The organism is Pseudomonas sp. JQ36, from assembly GCF_053851495.1.
The window spans coordinates 1,899,176-1,920,792 of sequence record NZ_CM132642.1; the positions used below are offsets into that span (position 1 = coordinate 1,899,176).

Annotated in this window: 16 protein-coding genes; 15 read left to right on the top strand and 1 reads right to left on the bottom strand. The window is 58.6% G+C overall.

The genetic code is table 11. The features are described from left to right. The first annotated feature begins 247 nt into the window (after nt 1–247). The 12 genes from ACS4NR_RS08405 (at nt 248) to ACS4NR_RS08460 (ending at nt 13,549) form a co-directional block, all read left to right on the top strand. On the top strand, nt 248–610 hold the full coding sequence (locus tag ACS4NR_RS08405; RefSeq protein WP_456020378.1) for a response regulator: 363 nt from the start codon (nt 248–250) through the stop codon (nt 608–610). Between the two features lie 82 nt (nt 611–692). Continuing rightward, a complete protein-coding gene (locus tag ACS4NR_RS08410) occupies nt 693–1,985 on the top strand; it encodes a glycosyltransferase (RefSeq protein ID WP_456019691.1) in 1,293 nt (430 codons plus the stop codon). 143 nt (nt 1,986–2,128) lie between these two features. Next, nucleotides 2,129–2,998 (top strand): phospholipase, encoded by an 870-nt coding sequence (locus tag ACS4NR_RS08415; RefSeq protein ID WP_456019692.1) that lies wholly within the window; start codon nt 2,129–2,131, stop codon nt 2,996–2,998. Nucleotides 2,999–3,066: 68 nt separating this feature from the next. Continuing rightward, nucleotides 3,067–3,972: an AraC family transcriptional regulator gene (locus ACS4NR_RS08420; protein WP_027612740.1), complete on the top strand. Its 906-nt coding sequence runs from the start codon at nt 3,067–3,069 to the stop codon at nt 3,970–3,972. Between the two features lie 341 nt (nt 3,973–4,313). Beyond that, nucleotides 4,314–5,624: an ABC transporter substrate-binding protein gene (locus ACS4NR_RS08425; RefSeq protein WP_115984764.1), complete on the top strand. Its 1,311-nt coding sequence runs from the start codon at nt 4,314–4,316 to the stop codon at nt 5,622–5,624. A gap of 153 nt (nt 5,625–5,777) precedes the next feature. Continuing rightward, complete coding sequence (locus ACS4NR_RS08430) at nt 5,778–6,704, top strand: carbohydrate ABC transporter permease (protein WP_115985131.1); 927 nt, start codon at nt 5,778–5,780, stop codon at nt 6,702–6,704. A gap of 8 nt (nt 6,705–6,712) precedes the next feature. Beyond that, a complete protein-coding gene (locus ACS4NR_RS08435) occupies nt 6,713–7,543 on the top strand; it encodes a carbohydrate ABC transporter permease (protein WP_003225143.1) in 831 nt (276 codons plus the stop codon). A 165-nt stretch (nt 7,544–7,708) separates the two neighbouring features. Next, complete coding sequence (locus ACS4NR_RS08440; RefSeq protein ID WP_456019693.1) at nt 7,709–8,812, top strand: ABC transporter ATP-binding protein; 1,104 nt, start codon at nt 7,709–7,711, stop codon at nt 8,810–8,812. Between the two features lie 17 nt (nt 8,813–8,829). Then, the gene (locus ACS4NR_RS08445) at nt 8,830–10,305 is read left to right on the top strand and encodes a mannitol dehydrogenase family protein (protein WP_456019694.1); all 1,476 of its coding nucleotides are present in this window, start codon (nt 8,830–8,832) and stop codon (nt 10,303–10,305) included. Between the two features lie 131 nt (nt 10,306–10,436). Further along, nucleotides 10,437–11,933 (top strand): xylulokinase, encoded by a 1,497-nt coding sequence (gene xylB / locus ACS4NR_RS08450; protein WP_456019696.1) that lies wholly within the window; start codon nt 10,437–10,439, stop codon nt 11,931–11,933. A 13-nt stretch (nt 11,934–11,946) separates the two neighbouring features. After that, the gene (locus ACS4NR_RS08455; protein WP_456019697.1) at nt 11,947–12,885 is read left to right on the top strand and encodes a carbohydrate kinase family protein; all 939 of its coding nucleotides are present in this window, start codon (nt 11,947–11,949) and stop codon (nt 12,883–12,885) included. Between the two features lie 46 nt (nt 12,886–12,931). After that, nucleotides 12,932–13,549, top strand: a complete 618-nt coding sequence (locus ACS4NR_RS08460) for a transglycosylase SLT domain-containing protein (protein WP_456019698.1) — start codon at nt 12,932–12,934, stop codon at nt 13,547–13,549. Nucleotides 13,550–13,691: 142 nt separating this feature from the next. Here the strand turns inward: ACS4NR_RS08460 and ACS4NR_RS08465 are convergent, their stop codons facing one another. Further along, complete coding sequence (locus ACS4NR_RS08465; RefSeq protein WP_166495839.1) at nt 13,692–14,993, bottom strand: OprD family porin; 1,302 nt, start codon at nt 14,991–14,993, stop codon at nt 13,692–13,694. A 374-nt stretch (nt 14,994–15,367) separates the two neighbouring features. Here ACS4NR_RS08465 and ACS4NR_RS08470 point away from each other — a divergent pair, with 374 nt between their 5' ends. The 3 genes from ACS4NR_RS08470 to ACS4NR_RS08480 are packed head-to-tail and all read left to right on the top strand — an operon-like array spanning nt 15,368 to nt 21,606. Then, nucleotides 15,368–17,422: a type VI secretion system Vgr family protein gene (locus ACS4NR_RS08470; RefSeq protein ID WP_456019699.1), complete on the top strand. Its 2,055-nt coding sequence runs from the start codon at nt 15,368–15,370 to the stop codon at nt 17,420–17,422. Next, nucleotides 17,413–18,276, top strand: a complete 864-nt coding sequence (locus ACS4NR_RS08475; protein ID WP_183779988.1) for a DUF4123 domain-containing protein — start codon at nt 17,413–17,415, stop codon at nt 18,274–18,276. The genes ACS4NR_RS08470 and ACS4NR_RS08475 overlap by 10 nt, the downstream gene beginning before the upstream one ends. A gap of 33 nt (nt 18,277–18,309) precedes the next feature. Further along, nucleotides 18,310–21,606, top strand: a complete 3,297-nt coding sequence (locus ACS4NR_RS08480) for a hypothetical protein (protein WP_456019700.1) — start codon at nt 18,310–18,312, stop codon at nt 21,604–21,606. Nucleotides 21,607–21,617: the final 11 nt, after the last annotated feature.

Genomic DNA, 21,617 nt, shown 5'->3' on the forward strand with positions numbered 1-21,617 from the left:
AACTGTCGAAACCCGGGAGTTTGCCCCAAAACGGTACTATGGATCCATTTTTCTCACTGCCATGGTGGCAATTTCCTACATTTGCTGCACTTCCCGATCAGGCAACGGGTATCCTTGCCGCCCCGATTTGCAGCTAATCTTTTTCGTATCCGCTCGGGAACTTGTGGCCATGCGCCACTTACTCATGCAAGAGCCCGGCATTTTCGACCGGTCGCCGTTCCGATTTCATTTCTTGAGAGCTATCCCTATGTCCACCCCAGCGTCCACCATCCTTGTAGTAGAAGACGACGACATCGTACGTATGCTCATCGTCGATGTGCTGGAGGAGCTGGAGTTCAAGGTGTTGGAGGCGGCAGACGGCGAATCTGCGCTGAACACTCTCCGCGATCAGAGCAAGCTTATCGACTTGATGATGACCGACCACGGTCTGCCGGACATGACAGGTAGTGAACTCGCCGAAAAGGCACGTCAAATGCGCCCCACCCTGCCCGTGCTGTTCGCCAGCGGATATGCCGAAAACATCGACGTGCCTGCGGATATGCACGTGATCGGCAAACCATTCTCGATCGATCAACTGCGTGACAAGGTCAAGGGCATTCTGAACCAGTGATTGGCCTTGATTCGGCAGCGGCTGCAGATGTGCTCTAATTGCGCGCCATTTTCAGCCGCTTGCCTGCAAGGAACACTCGTCAATGACTGCATCACCCGCCACCAAAGTTCTGGTCATCGGTTACGTCTGGCCCGAACCGCGCTCTTCGGCAGCCAGCGGGCATGTGATGCAGATCCTCGATACGTTCCTGCAGCAAGGCTGGGATATCACCTTCAGCAGCCCGGCCGGCCCGGGCGAGCACAAGGCTGACCTGACCGCGCTGGGCATCCGCGAAGTGCCGATCGAACTCAACAACAGCAGCTTCGATAGTTTCATCCGTGAACTGGCCCCGGATATCGTCCTGTTCGACCAGTTCATGATGGAAGAGCAGTTCGGCTGGCGTGTCGAAAAGCAATGCCCGGACGCCCTGCGCGTACTGGAGACATCCGACCTGCAGAGCCTGCGCCACGCCCGTCACCAACGGCTCAAGGAACGCTTGAAGGACGACCCGGACAATCAGGACTTCAGCGCACTGTTCGCCCCGGCGCTGCGTGAAGAGTTCGAGTTGATGGCCGACACTGACCTGGCCAAACGGGAAATCGCCGCGTTATACCGCTGCGATCTGAATCTGATGATTTCCGAAGTGGAAATCCAGTTGCTGGTCGAACAGTTTCAAGTCCCGGACGAGCTGCTGCACTGGTGCCCGCTGATGCTCGAACCACCGCGCGCCTCGTTCGTCCCCTTTGAGGAGCGGGCGCATTTTCTGAGTATTGGCAACTTCCGTCACGCGCCCAACTGGGACGCCGTGCTGTGGATGAAGACCGCCGTCTGGCCGCTGATCCGCCAGCAATTGCCCGGCGCCCAACTGCATGTCTACGGTGCCTATACGCCGCCCAAGGCCACAGCCCTGCACAACGCGGCGCAGGGGTTTCATGTGATGAACTGGGCAGAAGATGCGCTGCAAGTGATGTCGCAAGCCAGGGTTTGCCTGGCGCCTTTGCGTTTCGGCGCTGGGATCAAGGGCAAGATCGTCGATGCGATGCTCTGCGGCACGCCCAATGTCACGACGCCCATCGGCGCTGAAGGCATGGGCGGCGCATTGCCCTGGCCTGGTGCGGTGGCTCAGTCGGCCCAGGCCCTGGCCGACGCCGCTGTGGCGCTGCACGAAGACCAACAGCGCTGGACTGACGCACAGCAGGCCGGCGTCGCGTTGTTGAACGCGCGCTATCGGCAGGCTGATCACGGCCCGGCGCTGATCGCTCGCCTGCAACATTGCCGCGACAACTTGACCGCATTACGTCGCGCCAACTTCACTGGCAGCATGTTGCGTCACCACTTGCATAAAAGCACCCAATACATGGCGCAATGGATCGAAGCAAAGAACCAGAAAAGTTGATAACTAAAGTGCAAAAGCACATTGCCAATACTTTGAAAAGAGTGCTGGCTTGTACTTTTTCCGCTTGCACCAAAGAATAACTTCCGAACTGACCAAAAACTTGACTGGTCGGAAATTAAACTTTATCTGCAACGGAATGCACCATGAGTAATTACCCTTTCAAAAACTGGATGGCGGCTACACCGGATATGGACCAACTGACCCTTGGCGAAGTGGTCTGGCCCGGCGCGCATAACTCCGGGCTGGATTACGACTTTTCGTACCCGGCGTACCTGCAGCCCACTAAAAACTGGTTTGTCTGCCAGGATGGCCCGTTCATTCAGCAACTAAGCGAGGGCGTGCGCGCCTTCGACTTGCGTCTGCATGCCGATGAACACTGGCTGGGCATCAGGAAGTTTCATACGTTTCATGGCGTGAAACTGTTCCAGGGACGTTCCTTGAGCGATCTTGTAAAAAGTCTCAACTTTTTCCTCAATGACAATCCGAACGAATTCATCGTATTGGACTTACATGAACTCCAGGGCATCAACGATCAGCCATTCGATTACAAGGGTTTCCATGAAGTCATCACCACAGAACTGGCTTCGCGGCTTATTCCCCGAAACAACAGTCATCTGACCCTGGAACAACTTAAAAAGGCCAGTGCGCTGCAACGCGTGGTGTTGGCAAGCGACTCGCACCCGGATTTCAATTCGCCCCTGTACTGGCCGAAAATCCGCCACGAATGGAGCGGTTCAAATATCACCTCTCTCGAGCAACTCGAACAACACATCACACGCACCCTGGCCAACCCGCCGGCATCCGGCAGCCTCTGGTCGTTGTCGGCCACCAGCTACGGCGAACTGGCCGGCGTCAAGCGGATCACCGACGAACTCGATCAATGGTTTGGCCCGGACTCGGGATGGGCGCCGAAGTGCAGCATTATCAATGCCGACTTCATCGGTGGCACTCCACTGATCGGCCATTGCCAGCAGGTCAACCAGTCTAAAGGTCTCAGAAAGACCCGGGGCTGAGGCGCTGGAACTGTCCGTGGCGCGCGTGCATGATGGGCGCCTGAACACCACAACAAGACGCATCGGACATGACTCGGGCAACCAGAATCACTGATCCCTCCTACGAACTGATGGACGACCATAACGGGTTGTCCATCATCTACCGTCAGCATGGTTTTCCGTGCCCGTTAGTACGCTGGCATTTTCACAAGGAATACGAACTGCACCTGATCGTTGCCAGTTCCGGCAAGGTCTTCATCGGCGACTACATCGGCAACTTTTATCCGCAAACACTGTTCCTCACCGGGCCCAATCTGCCGCACAACTGGATCAGCCAGGTGGCCGACGACGAAGTGGTGGAAAAGCGCGACATGCTGGTGAACTTCACCGATGAGTTGTTCGACAGCGGGCACCAGGTGTTCGCCGAACTCAAGACTTTGGCGCCGCTGCTGGAGCGTGCGCAATATGGCATCGAATTTCGCGACAAGGATACGATCCGTCAGGCCATGACGTTGATGCAGCGAATTGCCGATACGCGCGGCGTTACCCGTCTCGGGCATTTTTTCATTCTGATGGAGCTACTGGCGGCGACTGACGATTATCAATTGCTGTCCGGCGCCACTAACACGCAACTGGCCGACGAGCACAACATCGACCGCACCAACCGCGCGGTCGACTTCATCTTCGACCATTACGCCCGGGAGCTGACCCTGGAAGAAGTCGCCGAGCATCTGGGGATGAAGCCGACCTATTTCAGCCGCGTGTTCAAACAGGCCACCGGGCGCAACTTCATCGAGTTCGTCAATCGGCTGCGCATCAGCAAATCCTGCGAACTGCTGGCCGATGGCGACAAACCGGTGACCGAGGTGTGTTTCGAGTCGGGCTTCAACAATATTTCCAACTTCAATCGGCGCTTCCAGCAACTCAAGGGCATGACGCCGTCGCACTATCGGCGCCTCGCCGTGCAACGCCTGACCGAACAAAACCTCGGCTGACACCACCGCCCCCTGTAGGAGTGAGCCTGCTCGCGAAAGCGGCGTATCAGTCAACTGATCGGCAAACTGACACAGCGCTTTCGCAAGCAAGCCTGCTCTCACAAAAAGCATCCGACGCGATGAAACCTGTACTGATTCGATAGCCCCTTCCCACTGAAAAGCCCTTCCCTGCGTCTACCGCAACAAACCCCAGTGCAAAAAAGTATTGATTTGAGTGCGACGGATGATTTGTCAGTCCGTCGATTGAGGGCTGTAATCAGCGCACATTCTTCCTGCACCGGAAGACACAAAAACAATAACTGTCCTTCTGCCTCCCAACGGACGCAGAAAAGGAGTGCACGATGCAACCCACTGCAAAAGCTCTGCTAGCCCTCACCTGCATGACCCTCAGCAGCGTCAGCCTTGGCGCCCAGACCCTGACCATCGCCACCGTCAACAACAGCGACATGATCCGCATGCAAAAGCTCTCGAAAACTTTCGAGTCCGAGCATCCGGAGATCAAGCTCAACTGGGTGGTACTGGAAGAAAACGTCCTGCGCCAACGCCTGACCACCGACATCGCCACCCAGGGCGGGCAGTTCGATGTGTTGACCATCGGCATGTACGAAGCGGCACTCTGGGGCGCCAAAGGCTGGCTGGAACCGATGAAGGACCTGCCGGCCAGTTACGCCCTCGACGATGTGTTCCCGTCGGTGCGCGAAGGCCTGTCGGTCAAGGGTTCGCTGTATGCCCTGCCGTTCTACGCCGAGAGTTCGATCACCTATTACCGCACCGACCTGTTCAAGGATGCCGGGCTGAGCATGCCCGAGCGCCCGACCTGGGAACAGATCGCCGGTTTCGCCGAAAAACTCACCAACAAGGACAAAGAGCAGTACGGCATCTGCCTGCGTGGCAAGGCCGGCTGGGGCGAGAACATGGCGCTGATCACCACCGTCGCCAACGCCTACGGCGCGCGCTGGTTCGATGAGCAGTGGAAACCTGAGTTCAGCGGGCCGGAATGGAAAAACGCGCTGAATTTCTACGTCAACACCATGAAGAAGTCCGGCCCGCCGGGCGCCTCCAGTAACGGTTTCAACGAGAACCTCGCGCTGTTCAACAGCGGCAAATGCGCGATCTGGGTGGACGCTTCCGTTGCCGGCTCGTTCGTCACCGACAAGACTCAGAGCAAGGTCGCCGATCACGTCGGCTTCACCTTCGCCCCGCATCAGGTCACCGATAAAGGTTCGGCGTGGCTGTATTCGTGGGCATTGGCGATTCCGACCAGTTCCAAGGCCAAGGACGCCGCCAAAGCGTTCAGCGCCTGGGCCACGTCCAAGGAATACGGCGAGCTGGTGGCCAAGACCGACGGCATCGCCAACGTGCCGCCGGGCACCCGCGCCTCGACCTACAGCGATGCGTACATGAGCGCGGCGCCGTTCGCCAAGGTCACGCTGGAATCGCTGAAAGCGGCAGATCCGAGCAAACCGACGCTGAAACCGGTGCCGTACATCGGCATTCAACTGGTGACCATTCCTGAATTCCAGGGCGTGGGCACCCAGGTCGGCAAGCTGTTCTCGGCGGCGCTGATCGGCCAGACCACAGTGGATCAGGCCCTGACCGCCGCGCAGCAAACCACCGAACGCGAGATGAAGCGCGCCGGTTATCCCAAGTAACCACACTGCTCGCTCCTGCCTTTTGTAGGAGTGAGCCTGCTCGCGATGGCGGTTTTCCATCAAACCCCATTGGTGGCTGACACACCGCTATCGCGAGCAGGCTCACTCCTACATTAGATCTCCATAGGTCTGTATGACTCGGTTGTGATCACCATGAATACTTCAACTGCCAAAGCCCACATCGATCTGACCCGGCCGCAGCGCAAAAGCCGCGTGGCCAATCCCGGCTGGTTTCTGGTCAGCCCTTCGGTGGCCCTGTTGCTGCTGTGGATGATCGTGCCGTTGGGCATGACCATTTATTTCTCGATGATTCGCTACAACCTGCTCGATCCGGGGGTGAACGAATTCGTCGGGCTGGAGAACTTCAGCTATTTCCTCACCGACTCCGGGTTCCTGCCCGGCGCCACCAACACCCTGTTGCTGGTGGGCAGCGTGCTGCTGATCAGCGTGGTGTTCGGCGTGCTGATCAGTGCGTTGCTGGAGGCCAGCGAGTTTCTCGGCCGCGGCATCGTGCGGGTGATGCTGATCTCGCCGTTCTTCATCATGCCCACCGTCGGCGCGCTGATCTGGAAGAACCTGATTTTCCATCCGGTCTCCGGAATCCTCGCCTACATCTGGAAGCTCTTTGGCGCGCAACCGGTGGACTGGCTGGCGCACTACCCGCTGCTGTCGATCATCATCATTGTCTCGTGGCAATGGCTGCCCTTCGCGATCCTGATCCTGATGACCGCCATGCAGTCCCTTGACCAGGAGCAGAAAGAAGCCGCGCGACTCGATGGTGCCGGCCCCGTAGCAATCTTCTGGCACCTGACCCTGCCGCACCTGGCGCGGCCGATTGCCGTGGTGGTGATGATCGAAACGATCTTCCTGCTGTCGGTGTTCGCCGAGATTTTCACCACCACCAACGGCGGCCCCGGCTACGCCTCGACCAACCTCGCCTACCTGATCTACAACCAGGCGCTGGTGCAGTTCGACGTCGGCATGGCCTCGGCGGGCGGCTTGATTGCCGTGGTCATCGCCAACATCGCGGCGATCATTCTGGTGCGGATGATCGGCAAAAACCTGACTGACAAAGCCTGAGGCCTGCCATGACTCTTCAACAATCCCGCCGGCTGCAAAGCCTGCTGCTCGGCACCCTGGCCTGGGCCATCGCGATCGTGATTTTCTTCCCGATCTTCTGGATGGTGATGACCAGTTTCAAGACCGAAATCGACGCCTTTGCCACGCCGCCGCAGTTCATCTTCACGCCAACGCTGGAGAACTACCTGCACATCAACGAGCGCAGCGACTACTTCAGTTTTGCCTGGAATTCGGTAGTGATCTCGTTCAGCGCCACCGCCCTGTGCCTGTTGATCGCGGTGCCCGCCGCCTACTCGATGGCGTTCTACGAAACCCAGCGCACCAAAGGCACGCTGCTGTGGATGCTCTCGACCAAGATGCTGCCGCCGGTGGGCGTGCTGATGCCGATCTACCTGCTGGCCAAGAGTTTCGGCCTGCTCGATACACGCATCGCGCTGATCGTGATCTACACCCTGATCAACCTGCCGATTGTGGTCTGGATGATTTACACCTACTTCAAGGACATCCCCAAAGACATCCTCGAAGCCGCGCGTCTCGACGGCGCCACGCTGTGGCAGGAAATGGTTCGCGTGCTGCTGCCGATCGCCAAGGGCGGCCTCGCGTCCACCGTGCTGTTGTCGTTGATCCTGTGCTGGAACGAGGCGTTCTGGTCGCTGAACCTGACCTCGTCGAAAGCTGCGCCTCTGACCGCGTTGATCGCCTCGTACTCAAGTCCCGAAGGCTTGTTCTGGGCCAAGTTGTCAGCGGTCTCGACCCTGGCCTGCGCGCCGATCCTGATCTTCGGCTGGATCAGCCAGAAACAACTGGTACGCGGCCTGTCGTTCGGTGCCGTGAAATGAATATTCCTGAACCAACACCTTCCCCTTGTGGGAGCGGGCTTGCTCGCGAAAGCGGTGGGGCATCCAACAATGATCGTGACTGACACGGCCCCTTCGCGAGCAAGCCCGCTCCCACCAAAAGCTTGCCCGGCGCAATTGAATTAACTTAAGCGGAGGCCCATCACCATGGCCAACCTGAAAATCAAGAATCTGCAAAAAGGTTTCGAAGGTTTCTCCATCATCAAGGGCATCGACCTTGAGGTGAACGACAAGGAATTCGTGGTCTTCGTCGGCCCCTCCGGTTGCGGCAAATCCACCCTGCTGCGACTGATCGCCGGGCTGGAAGAAGTCAGCGGCGGCACCATCGAACTCGATGGCCGCGACATCACCGAAGTCAGCCCGGCCAAGCGCGATCTGGCGATGGTGTTCCAGACCTACGCGCTGTACCCGCACATGACCGTGAAGAAAAACATGTCGTTCGCCCTTGATCTGGCCGGTGTACCGAAAGCCGAAGTCGAGAAAAAGGTCGGCGAAGCGGCGCGCATTCTCGAACTCGGGCCGATGCTCGAGCGCAAGCCGAAACAGCTGTCCGGCGGCCAACGGCAACGGGTCGCCATCGGCCGGGCGATCGTGCGCAATCCGAAGATATTCCTGTTCGACGAGCCGCTGTCCAACCTCGACGCCGCGCTGCGCGTGCAGATGCGTCTGGAGCTGCTGCGCCTGCACAAGGATCTGCAAGCCACGATGATCTACGTGACCCACGATCAGGTCGAAGCGATGACCATGGCCGACAAAGTCGTGGTGCTCAACGGCGGCAAGATCGAACAGGTCGGCTCGCCGCTGGACCTCTATCACCACCCGGCCAACCTGTTTGTCGCCGGGTTCCTCGGCACGCCGAAAATGGGCTTCCTCAAGGGCAAGATCGCCCGCGTCGACGGCCACAGCTGCGAAGTCTCGCTGGACGCCGGCACGCGCATCACCCTGCCGTTCAACGCCGCCAACCTGAGCGTCGGCAGCGCGGTGACCCTGGGCATTCGCCCGGAACATCTGGAGCTGGCACAACCGGGCGACTGCACCCTGCAAGTCACCGCCGACGTCAGCGAACGGCTGGGTAGCGACACCTTCTGCCACGTCACCACCAATGCTGGCGAAGCCCTGACCATGCGCGTGCGCGGTGACCTGGCGAGCCGCTACGGCGAGCAACTGAACCTGCACCTGGACGCCAGCCATTGCCACCTGTTCGACGCCGATGGCGTGGCGCTGACCCGCCCGCTGCGCGCGGCGGCCTGAACCTCGAGACCTTCCCGATGAAACTGAATGAACAAAACCTGCACCGCCTCGCACCCGAGGTGCAACTGCCGGCCTACAGCCTCAGCGACACCCGTCAAGGCATCGCACACATTGGCGTCGGCGGTTTCCATCGTGCGCATCAGGCGTATTACACCGACGCGCTGATGAATACCGGTCAGGCGCTGGACTGGGCGATCTGCGGCGTAGGCCTGCGCGCGGAAGACCGCCGCGCCCGTGACGACCTCAAGGAGCAGGACTACCTGTTCACCCTGTTCGAACTCGGCGATAACGATGACACCGAAGTGCGGGTGATCGGTGCGATCCGCGACATGCTCCTGGCCGAAGACGGCGCGCAGGCGCTGATCGACAAACTCGCCGATCCGCAGATCCGCATTGTCTCGCTGACCATCACCGAAGGCGGCTACTGCATCGACGACAGCAACGGCGAATTCATGGCGCACCTGCCGCAGATTCAACACGATCTGGCACATCCGCAGGCGCCGAAAACCGTGTTCGGTTTCCTCTGCGCGGCGCTGGAAAAACGCCGTGGCGCGGGCATACCGGCGTTCACCCTCATGTCCTGCGATAACCTGCCGCATAACGGCGCGGTGACCCGCAAGGCACTGCTGGCGTTCGCCGCCCTGCGCGATCCGGGACTGCGCGACTGGATCGAACAGAACGTCAGTTTCCCCAACGCCATGGTCGACCGCATCACGCCGATGACCAGCACCGCGCATCGTCTGCAACTGGCCGACAAACACGGTGTGGACGACAACTGGCCAGTGGTCTGCGAGCCTTTTGTGCAATGGGTGCTGGAAGACAAATTCGTCAACGGTCGCCCGGCCTGGGAACAGGTCGGCGTGCAGTTCACCGATGACGTTTCGCCCTATGAAGAAATGAAGATCAAACTGCTCAACGGCAGCCACCTGGCGCTGACGTATCTGGGCTTTTTGAAGGGCTATCGTTTCGTCCACGAGACCATGAACGACCCGCTGTTCGTGCGCTACATGCGCGCCTACATGGACCTCGACGTCACCCCGCAACTGGCACCGGTGCCGGGCATCGACCTGACCGACTACAAAGACACGCTGGTGGCGCGTTTTTCCAATCAGGCGATTGCCGATCAGCTGGAGCGGGTGTGCTCGGATGGCTCGTCGAAGTTTCCCAAGTTCACCATTCCGACGATCAATCGCCTGATTGCCGACGGCAAGGAAACCAAGCGTGCCGCGTTGGTGGTGGCGGCTTGGGCGCTGTATCTGAAGGGCGTGGATGAGAATGGCGATACCTATGGGATTCCTGATCCACGGGCAGAGTTTTGTCAGGGGCTGGTGGCCGATGATGCGTTGATCACTCAGCGGTTGTTGGCGGTTGAAGAGATCTTCGGCACGGCGATTCCGCGTTCGGCGGCGTTTGTGGCGGCGTTCGAGTGGTGCTGCAACAGCTTGCGTGAGGTGGGTGTGACGCGCACTTTGGAGCGGATTTTGACTGAGTGATGCGGTGACGCTACTGACGCCTTCGCGAGCAAGCTCGCTCCCACAGGGGAACGCGTTTCAAAATGTGGGAGCGGGCTTGCTCGCGAATGGCAGCCTCACCCTGGCAAACCTGACACCCTGAGGACCTCACTGTGACCACCCGACAACTCTTCCTCGGCATCGACTGCGGCACCCAAGGCACCAAGGCGATCATCCTCGATGCCGCCAGCGGTCAGGTGCTCGGCGAGGGCGCTGCCACGCACACGATGATCAGCGGCGCCAATGGCCGGCGCGAGCAGGACACCCAACAGTGGCTGGACGCCTTCGCCCTCGCCACCCGCCGCGCCTTGCTCGCAGCCAATATCGACGGTCAGGCGATCCTCGGCATTGGCGTCTCCGGCCAGCAACACGGTCTGGTGCTGCTCGACGATCAGGGCCAGGTGCTGCGCCCGGCCAAGCTGTGGTGCGACACCGAAACCACTGACGAAAACGACCGTCTGCTCAAACACCTCGGCGGTGAAAAAGGCTCTCTGGAGCGCCTCGGCGTGGTCATCGCCCCGGGCTACACCGTGTCCAAACTGCTGTGGACCAAGGAACAGCACCCGGAGGTGTTCTCGCGTATTGCGCGCATCCTGCTGCCCCACGACTACCTGAACTTCTGGCTCACCGGTCGCGCCTGTAGCGAATACGGCGACGCTTCCGGCACCGGTTATTTCAACGTGCGCAGCCGCCAGTGGGATTTACAACTGTTGCGCGACATCGACGCCACCGGGCGCCTGCAAGCGGCATTACCGGAGCTGATCGACGCACATCAGGCGGTCGGCACGCTGTTGCCGGCGATTGCCGAACAACTCGGCCTCAATCCGAACGCGCTGGTCGCCAGCGGCGGTGGCGACAACATGATGGGCGCCATCGGCACCGGCAACATTCAACCGGGGGCGATCACCATGAGCCTCGGTTCCTCCGGCACGGTGTACGCCTACGCCGAGGCGCCGCAGGTCAGCGCGGATGCTTCGGTTGCCACGTTCTGCTCGTCCAGTGGCGGCTGGCTGCCGCTGATCTGCACCATGAACCTGACCAACGCCACCGGCGCGATCCGCGAACTGTTCGACCTCGATCTGCAGCAGTTCAATGACCTCGTGGCCGAGGCGCCGATCGGTGCCGAAGGCGTGAGCATGCTGCCATTCCTCAATGGCGAGCGCGTCCCCGCCCTGCCCCATGCCACCGGCAGCCTGCACGGCCTGACCCTGAGCAACCTGACCCAGGCCAACCTGTGTCGCGCCGTGGTTGAAGGCACCACCTTCGGTTTGCGTTATGGGCTGGATCTGTTACGCCACAATGGTTTACAAAGCCGCAGCATTAGCCTGATCGGCGGCGGTTCGAAAAGCGCGGTGTGGCGGCAGATCGTCGCCGACATCATGAACACCCCGGTGATCTGCACCGAACACAGCGAAGCCGCAGCCCTTGGCGCGGCGATTCAGGCGGCGTGGTGCAAGTCATGGTCGAACGGCCACGAAGACACTTTGGCCGATCTGTGCCAGCGCTGCGTGAAGCTCGATCTGCACAGTGAAACCCTGCCGGTTGCCGCCAATGTCGCGGCGTTCCAGCAGGCCTATGAACGCTATCAACAGCATGTCGCAACCCTATAAAGAGCAAACAATTATGTATTTGGTGTGTGGCGAAGCCCTGTTCGATTTCTTCAGCGAAGACGATGCCAGCGGTCTGGCTTCGAAAGTGAATTTCAAGGCGATTGCCGGCGGCTCGCCGTTCAACGTCGCGGTCGGTTTGCGCCGTTTGGGCGTGGATTCGGCGCTGTTTGCCGGGCTGTCCACCGACTATCTGGGCCGGCGTTTGCAGCAAGTGCTGCAGGATGAAGGCGTGCGTGCGGACTACCTGATCGACTTCGCCGCGCCAACCACGCTGGCGATGGTCGCGGTCGGCGCCAATGGCTCGCCGCATTACAGTTTTCGCGGTGAAGGTTGCGCTGATCGCCAATTAAGCCTCGCCCATCTGCCGCAGCTCGGCGCTGATGTGCGTGGTCTGCACATCGGCTCGTTCTCGCTGGTGGTGCAACCGATCGCCGACACCCTGCTGACCCTGGTGCAACGCGAAAGCGGCAAGCGCCTGATCACCCTCGACCCCAACGTGCGCCTCAACCCGGAACCGAACATCGACCTGTGGCGCGAGCGCGTGGCGACCCTGGTGCAACTGGCCGACATGATCAAGGTCAGCGACGAAGACCTGAGCCTGCTGTATCCCGAGCAGGATCCACAACGCGTGATCGAAGGCTGGCTGCAGCATCGCTGCCAGTTGGTGTTTCTGACCCGTGGCGGCGAAGGCGCAACGGTGTTCAGCCGCGTTCATGGTTCGTGGTCAGTACCGGCGTGCTCGGTGAAGATCGCCGATACCGTCGGCGCCGGTGATACCTTCCAGGCGGCGCTGATCACCTGGCTGACCGAGCAAGAACTGGACTCGGTCGAAGGGGTTCAAGCACTCAGCCGCGAGCAGATCGAGGCGATGCTCAGGTTTGCCGTACAGGCGGCCGCCCTTACGTGCAGCAAGACCGGTCCGGATTTGCCCTATCGTCACCAGTTGAGCTGAGCGCGTAGACTGTCGGCCTTTTTGCGCGCATGGGGATGACGGTTTGATGTTGGGGCGGACGGCGGGACTTTTGATACTGGCGGGACTACTCAGCGGCTGCGGCACCTCGCCGCCGCGTTCGCCGGAAGACATCTGCGAGATCTTCCGCGAGAAGAGCGACTGGTACGACGCGGCGCAAGTCACGCAAAAGCGCTGGGGCGTACCGATCCAGGTGCCCTTCGCGATCATGTATCAGGAGTCCGGCTACCGCTACGACGCCAAGACGCCGCGCAAATACCTGTTGTGGGTGATTCCGTGGGGCCGGGTATCGACGGCCTCCGGCTATGCCCAGGCCAAGGATGAAGTCTGGGCCGATTACCAGAAAAGTACCGGGCGCAACTGGGCCGACCGCGAAGACTTCGATGACGCCATCGACTTCGTCGGCTGGTACATGGACAAGACCACTTCGATCAACGGCGTGTACAAGTACGACGCCTATAACCAGTACCTGAACTACCACGAAGGCTGGGGCGGTTTCCGCAACAAGACCTACGCCAGCAAGGCCTGGCTGATGCCCACTGCGCGCAAGGTGCAGGCGCGCTCCGACGTGTATGCGCGGCAGTATGCCGGGTGCAAGGAAGATCTGAATCGCGGCTTCTGGAGCCGGCTCTGGCATTGGTTGTAGGGATGACTATCAGACCCAATCGCGAGCAGGCTCACTCCTACAAGGGATCGATGGCGAACACGCTATCCGCGGCGACCAAAATTCCTTTGTAGGAGTGAGCCTGCTCGCGATAGCGGTCATCCAGGCGCCATAGTTCTAAGGGTTACAACACCGAAAAGTTATAACTCACAATCAACCGGGTCTCATCCACATCCCGCGCAAACTTTTCATAGTTGGTGCGGTAAGTCGCATTGCGCAGGCGCAGGCTGACATCCTTGAACGTGCCTGTCTGGATCACGTACTTCAACTCGCTGTCGCGTTCCCACTCTTTGCCCTCCTGATCACTGCCCGGGACCTTGATGTGATCACCGTTGACATAGCGGGTCAGGAAGCTCAGGCCGTTGATGCCGATGGCCTTGAAGTCATAGTCGTAACGCAGCTGCCAGGAGCGTTCCTGCGCCGCGGCGAAGTCGTTGACCTGCACGTAGTTGACCAGATACGGATTGCTGCCATCGAGGTACGGCATCGAGTTGTCGCCGTTCATGCGCTGCCAGCCGGCGCTGAAGGTGTGGCCGCTGATGCCGTACGAGAGCATGCCGCTCAAGGCGCGGTTGTCGATGGAGCCGGCTTTGGCATCACCGCTGTCGGCGCTTTTCAGCAAACGCAGATCGGCCTTCAGCACGCCGTCGCCCAGTGGCTGATTGCCGAGCAAACCAATGAAGTGCTGGCGGTAGATGTCTTCCAGCTCGGCGTAGTGATACTGCGCGGTCAGGCGATCGTTGATCTTGTAGTCGAAGCCGTACATGTCGAAATGATCGGCGGTGGTGTTGCAGGCGTAGCGCTTGTTCTTGCAGTGCACGCGGATGTCTTGCGAGTCGGTGGAATCCCGTGCGGTGTACTTGTCCAGACGCGCAGCCATGAAGGTCAGATCCTTCACTTCTTTAGAGGTCAGCATCGCACCGTTGAACATGGTCGGCAGCAAGCGGCCGTCGTTGTACTTGAGCAGCGGCAGATCCGGCAGCAGTGCGCCGTACTTCAACACCGTGTCCGAGACCTTGACCTTGGCGGTCAGGCCCATCTTCGCGTACTGGCCCTTCGAGCCGCGCGGGTTGTCGCCGCTGGACGGCAGCAAGCCGCTGTTGCTGCGATCAGGGCTGGAGTCGAGCTGAAAACCGAGCATGCCCAGCGCATCGATACCGAAGCCGACCGTGCCCTCGGTGTAACCCGATTGCAGATTGAGAATAAAGCCTTGCGCCGACTCTTCACGCTTGGAAGCGCCCTGGTCACTGGAGGTGTGCCCATCACGGAAATCGCGGTTGAAGTACACCGTGCGCGATTCGATTTTCGCCGTGGTGTCTTCAAGAAAACCGCTGGCCTGAACCTGCGCGGCAAAACCTGCGCACAGCACAACGGCTCCGAAGCCAAACGACTGGCGCGGGGTGATGAGGGGAAATGGGGGACGCATGAAAAACTCCAACAGTACAGCGTTTGCGCCGGGGCGCAGTCAGCCAGAAAAATAGCTCCCGTCCCGGGTCAAAAACAGCCGGGAAGAAGTGGACACGCAGGGGTGAGCAGCAATGATGGCAGATGGCTTTGACGGCCTGAAGGCGACTTTAGTCTGAAACTGACTGGCGATTCTTCGGCCTGCGATGGGCTCAAACCAGGTGCTGGCGAGTGGCTCATGACTGCGAAGCCCCCGGTTTCATTGGGTGAAAACGCCGGCATAGGGGTTTTCCCTATACCCTGCGGGTCCCTTCCCTACGGCATTTGCGCCTTGAACGAGGCGGTTTAATCCTCCATCATCCGTCACCTGCTTATTCAACGGACGGAATTCAAGGCATGCTGGACGCCAACGCTACCCACATTACCCTTACCCTCGAAGGCGCCTCCGCCGACCTGCAAGTGCTGAGCTTCACCGGTCGCGAAGCCCTCAACGAGCCTTTCCGTTTCGACCTCGAACTGGTCAGCGCCCGCCCCGACCTGAAACTCGAAGAGCTGCTGCACAAACCCGGCGTCCTGACCTTCGGCGCCACCGGCGAAGGCAAGATTCACGGCCTGGTGTATCGCATCGAACAAGGCGATTCCGGCAAGACCCTGACCCGTTACAGCATCAGCCTGGTGCCGCAACTGGCCTATCTGCGGCACAACCATGACCAGCAGATTTTCCAGAACCTCACGGTGCCGAAAATCATAGCCCAGGTGCTGGAAGATCGCGGCATTCTGGCCGACGCCTACAGCTTCCAGCTCAACGCCGAGTACCCGCAGCGCGACTACTGCGTGCAGTACGACGAGTCCGACCTGCATTTCATCCAGCGCCTGTGCGAAGAGGAAGGCATTCACTTCCACTTCCAGCACAGCAGCAGCGGGCACAAACTGGTGTTCGGCGACGATCAGACGGTGTTCCGCAAACTCAAGGCCGTGAGCTACCAGCAAGACTCCGGCATGAGCGCCGACAAACCGGTGATCAAGCGCTTCAACCTGCGCCTGGAAACCCGCACCACCCGCGTCAGCCGCCGCGACTACGACTTCGAAAAACCGAAGATCCTGCCCGAAGGCGCAGTCAAATCCGAGTTCGCCCCGGACCTTGAGGACTACGATTACCCCGGTCGTTTCACCACCCGCGAGCGCGGAAAATTCCTCTCGACCCGCGCCCTTGAACGTCATCGCAGCGACTACAAACTCGCCGAAGGCAAAGGTGACGAACCGACCCTGACCAGCGGCCACTTCCTGACCCTGGCCGAACACCCGCGCGCTGAATGGAACGACCTGTGGCTGCTGCTGGAAGTCTTCCACGAAGGCAAACAACCGCAGGTGCTCGGTGAAAACGTCACCAGCGACGTCACCGACAACAAAAGCGATTTCCACCAGGGCTACCGCAACAGCTTCCTCGCCACCCCGTGGGACGCGCACTACCGCCCTGCCCTCGAACACCCGAAACCCAAAGTCCTCGGCAGCCAGACCGCGGTCGTCACCGGCCCGGCCGGTGAAGAAATCCACTGCGACCAGTACGGCCGCATCAAAGTCCAGTTCCACTGGGACCGCGACGGCCAGTCCGACGACAAAACCACCTGCTGGCTACGCGTCGCCAGCGGCTGGGCCGGCGCCGCCTACGGCGGCATCGCCATCCCGCGCATCGGCATGGAAGTCCTCGTCACCTTCCTCGAAGGCGACCCCGACCAGCCACTCGTCACCGGCTGCCTGTACCACAAGGAAAACGTCGTCCCCTACGACCTGCCGGCGAACAAAACCCGCAGCACCTTCAAAACCCTCAGCTCCCCGGGCGGCAAGGGCTACAACGAGTTTCGGATTGAAGACAAAAAGGGTGCCGAGCAGATCTACATCCATGCCCAGCGCGATTGGGATGAAAACATCGAGCACGACCAGAAAATCCGCGTGGGCAATGAGCGGCATGACACGGTTGAGGCCAACACCTACAGCGAATTCAAAGTCGAAGAGCACCGCATCACCCATTTGAATCGTGTCAGTGAAATGCGCGCAGATGATCACCTGACCGTCGCAGTCACCCAGCACCTCAAAGTAGGCACAGCGCAATTCGTCGAAGCCGGCAGCGAAATCCATTACTACGCCGGCCAGAAAGTCGTCGTCGAAGGCGCAATGGAACTGACCGCCAAAGCCGGCGGCAGCTTCGTCAAGGTCGACGCCGGTGGCGTGACCATCAGCGGTGCCGAGGTGAAGGTCAATACCGGCGGTGCACCGGGTGTAGGTACGCCGGCCGCGCCGTTGCTGCCAGGGCCGATGAAGGTGGCGGATGCGGATAAGGCGGGCAAAGTCCTCATCCCGCTGCCCAAACGCCTCAACGAGTCCGGTATCACGCCGTTGTGCGGCAAACAAAGCAACGGCGCTTGCAGCCGTAAGGATTGCACATGCATGTAAAAGCACTGAGCGCCCTCCTCGAAGCGCCGCGCTACGCCTTCGAGGGTTTGCCGAAAGAAAGCTCCGACCTGAGCCTGTGTTTCATCATTGATCGCGTCCGTCAGCCAGAAGCCATGAGCCGCCTCTACCGTGTCGGCGAACCCGTCGACACCCAAGGCCTGTTCCTCAACACCGACTTCGCCGAAATCGCCGCTGACGGCCCTCTCTGGCTGGTCGCCCCGTGGGGCAGTCGCCTCGCTGCAGAAGCGGCAGGTCTCTGCGAAGAGAACTTTGCCGGCATCGCCCTCACCACAGCAGATCCAGTCAAAGCACTTGCACACGCCCGCTGGCTCCTGCGTGCCAACGATGGCTCCGGCGGTCAAAGCCTGTTGAGTTATCACAAGCCAAGCCTGTGGGCCGCACTGGCCTACACCACCGCTGAACATTCACATCAGCTCTTCGGCCCTTGGCAACACGTATACAGCCCCGCACCGCTCCACTTCGGGCGCAATCGCGGTCGCTGGCTCAGTTGGCGTGCCCTTTCGGAACTTGAATGGCTGGGCGACGTTTCAGCGTTCAACCTGCCACCCTCAGCGCCAAAGGTTCAGGAGCATTTGGGATGGGTTTATTGGGCAGACGAGCAATACGCTGCCTACGGTGAACCTACCGACGAACAACTGCCCAACCTCGTGGAAAACCTCAGCGTGCTGGTTGCCCACAACATTTACGAAGGTCGTCATTTACTGAAACTGGGCCACGTCACTAACGGCCCGCTGCTCGAAACGCAGCCACAGGCAATGGCCATCCTGCAATCCAAGGAAGAGTCGTTCATCAAAGTGCAGCAGTTGCAGCAACTCACTAACAGCGTTGCTTGATGACCCCGTCCGTAAAGAATGAATGGAAGCGAAATGGAAACTGAAATTTCAGAAGCACCCGAGGTAGATCTCAACGGACCACGTGCGAACGCGTCGACTTCAGCGGTACCGGTCGAAAGCAAGCCTGCTTTGGAACTTGATCCCCAGCCTGAGGCGCCTGACAGTTGCTCTAACGCGTTCGACGAAGTGAAGGCGGCCTGCTCGACGGAATATGGCGAAGTGATTTACGCCACCAAGGAAAAAATGTTCTACCTGTTGCCTAAGCGAGCGGCCAGCTCGATCAAAGAGGCGATGAATGAACTCGAGCAACACATCAGCGCCAGCAAGTCTCCGGAAGAACGACTCAAGGGAATGAACACCGCAGGGCTTCTAGAGTACTTTCTGGAGCCCAAACTGAGTAATTTCCTGCAAGGCGAGCAAAAAAGCCGAATGCTCGAAATCGAGGCTCAGGAACCCGATATCGCGCAGCCCACCATGGCTATGCGATTGAAGGCTGTCAGCCGAGAGGCCCGGAACTCCGCTGCTTTGGACAAACTGCCAGACCAAAGCGAATACGCTCGCAATCGGGAGCTTGCCAATCAACAGCAAGCGAGCCTGCTTGAAGCCAACTCTGACGGCCAGAAACTGCAGCGCCTCTACAACGAATGGAAGAAGCTGAAAGCGATTGCAGTTGCACAGGCAAAAATTGCTGGCTACACCTACGAGAGCGGCAACCTGTTTTCCCCGGGGGCGATCGAAGCAAGAAATCGCGTGCAGACTTACTTGAAAGCCCGCGCTGCGCTCACGAAGAGTGGCAAGTTGACGACTCTGAAGGAGGCAGACTTTCAGAAAGACAAAAAGGCTTATCTGGACGCCACAAACTGCGTAATCGATGGCAAAGCCCGGATGTGTGGTTATTTAAAGGAAGTCGCTAACGAGCGCAAAAAAGTCGAAAAAGACTTCTCTGCTTATATCGATGCGATTTTGAAAGTTGCCGACTACGGATTGGCCCTACCGGAGTTTGCGCTCATTCCTGAGACGGGTGACATCAGCGCAGGTGTCGAGAAGTTCAAAGCATATCTCGAGATGGAGCAGCAACAGATCAAGCTCACCGAGCAGATCCGCACGAAATATAAAGCCTGGATTGACGCCAGCGGCCAAAACGTCGCGCCCCCCACAGGAATCGTGGAAGCGGAGCAAGCAGAGTGGCAGCGCATCCAACAAGATCGCCTTAAACTCCGCGAAGACGCTGAAGCGGCGGTTGCTGCAGCCCTGCCATTACGACATCTCCTGTGGGAACCAGAGCAGTTTCAACCAAAACCGGAAGAGCGCTTGGTCAAAGCAGAATTTCCTTTGCGCGAAGTTGCACTTTTCAATAGTCCCAACAGTCCCGTTAAACACCTGAGTCTGCTCAATCTGGAGGGCATCACAAAGGTACTGAAAAAGGACGCGAGTGAAATCGGCGCCAAAGCAAGCAAGGACTTGAAGAAACTTCCGGGAAACAGCAACGGAAAAGCAACATCGGACACTGACGACAATCCTTTCCATGAGTGGCTGCGAGCGGAAGGTGCACTAGCCATCAAAGATCAGCAGAGTGACTGGTTTGATGAGAAAGGCTGGTTTGATGTAGAGCTGTTCCATTCTTACCTGAAGTCGAAAAACTACAAGGTCGAAACCTTTGAGGATGCAGGAGCCCGCAAGGACTGGGGACTTCGTCTTCGTCAGTTGCTCTTCAAAGAAGAAGTCAGAAGCTCGTTGCGCCTGTTCGACAATAGCCCCCAAGCGCAACTCGTGCGTTGCCTCACACCGCCGCAGTCATCAATCCACACTGGCGCTAAAATAAACGGCCCGACATTCAGTGTCGCGGATAACTTCAAAGCTTCCGCCAAGGCTGAAGCAAGCCTGGCCATTGACCTCGCACGTGGCGAAGTCGAACTGATGAAAATGGATCTTCCGGGCAGAGATCAGGCCAAAGACATCCTGATTCCTTACCTCGACTACGACAAAAATCGCAAAAACCTGAATCTCGGTCGGTTCTCCATCCACCTGGGCGCCAGAGCCTGGGGATACACAGGTGCCACTCTCCTCCTTTCCTCCAGCGTGCAGTTGGGACGTGCAAACGTACAAGGCGGCCTAAATCTTCCGGAAATCACCGACGCAAAACGTCCTGAAACGACAAATTCAACCGCTGGAACCGTGAGAAGCGAACCGGTGCTGGAAGGCAATGCCGCCAAAGTTCGAGTAGAGGACGGCGCCAAAGCTCAATTCAACCTTTTTGCTGGAGTGCAGGCAGGGATCCTACTGACCGGCGCTCTGAACTGGGCACCACCAAAAGACATAGCAGCCTTGCGCACCGCGCCAACGCCCGGAATGGCTAACAGCGTCAACAGCACCAAAGCCAGTCAATGGTCCAGTCTTGCCAGACTCACTGCTGGTTTTACTGCCGCATACGGGCTTGGCACGAATGCAGACATCGGCATTTCTTTGCACGAAGGCCGCTTCATTATGCGGTTCAAGGCATCACTAATTGTCGGTGCGGGAGCGGGAGGCGAATTCCAGTTCGAAGTCGGTTATGACGGGGTTACTGACCTGATTAATCTCGTGCGTCGAGAAATCCACAAAAACCAGGATAAAACGCTAATTTTTGTAACCGATGATGCAGCTGATTACATAGACAAGCTTAACTTCCTTGGCGCTGCAGGCATGGAAGTTGCGATGTTTTATATGCAAGGCGTGGACATGGTGATGTCCTTATACGAGGCGTTAACTGGCGGTGGCAGAGGGGCGACGATTGCACATACGATCATGAACTATCGCAATCAAACTGAGCTTGAACAATGGATATTAGCAGCAACCCCTGGTGCGCTTGGCCCAATGCTCATGACACTAACCTCTGAGGCCAGCTCATTTAAGATTAGAGAGTATGGGATGCAGGAGACTGATATTAAACCTGCGGAAAAGGAATACTCAAAAGCCCAATGCCACTTAATCCAACAGCAAGCTATTGAGCGCATACTTGGACTGATTGTTCGCCAAGCTGAAACACAGGGAACAATCCCCCTTGCACAAGCACAATTTGAAGAGGCGTGCATGAGCATGAATCGCTTTGGGACAAAAGACGCCAGCGACCCTGAGCAAACTTATTGTGAAAATAGACTAGGAATTGATAACTTCATGTCTGAAGCCGTCCTAAGACTAGTTAGCGTAGATAATGACAGAATGCGCAGTCGATACAAAAAGCACGTTGAGGTGCTTGGCGCACGCCTGGATGGATATTGCAAGCGAATAAAATATTATGGCAATACATTCCTGCCGAGCGGTCAAGCCACTTATGTTGGCCCAAAGAATTAAAGAGAAGATTA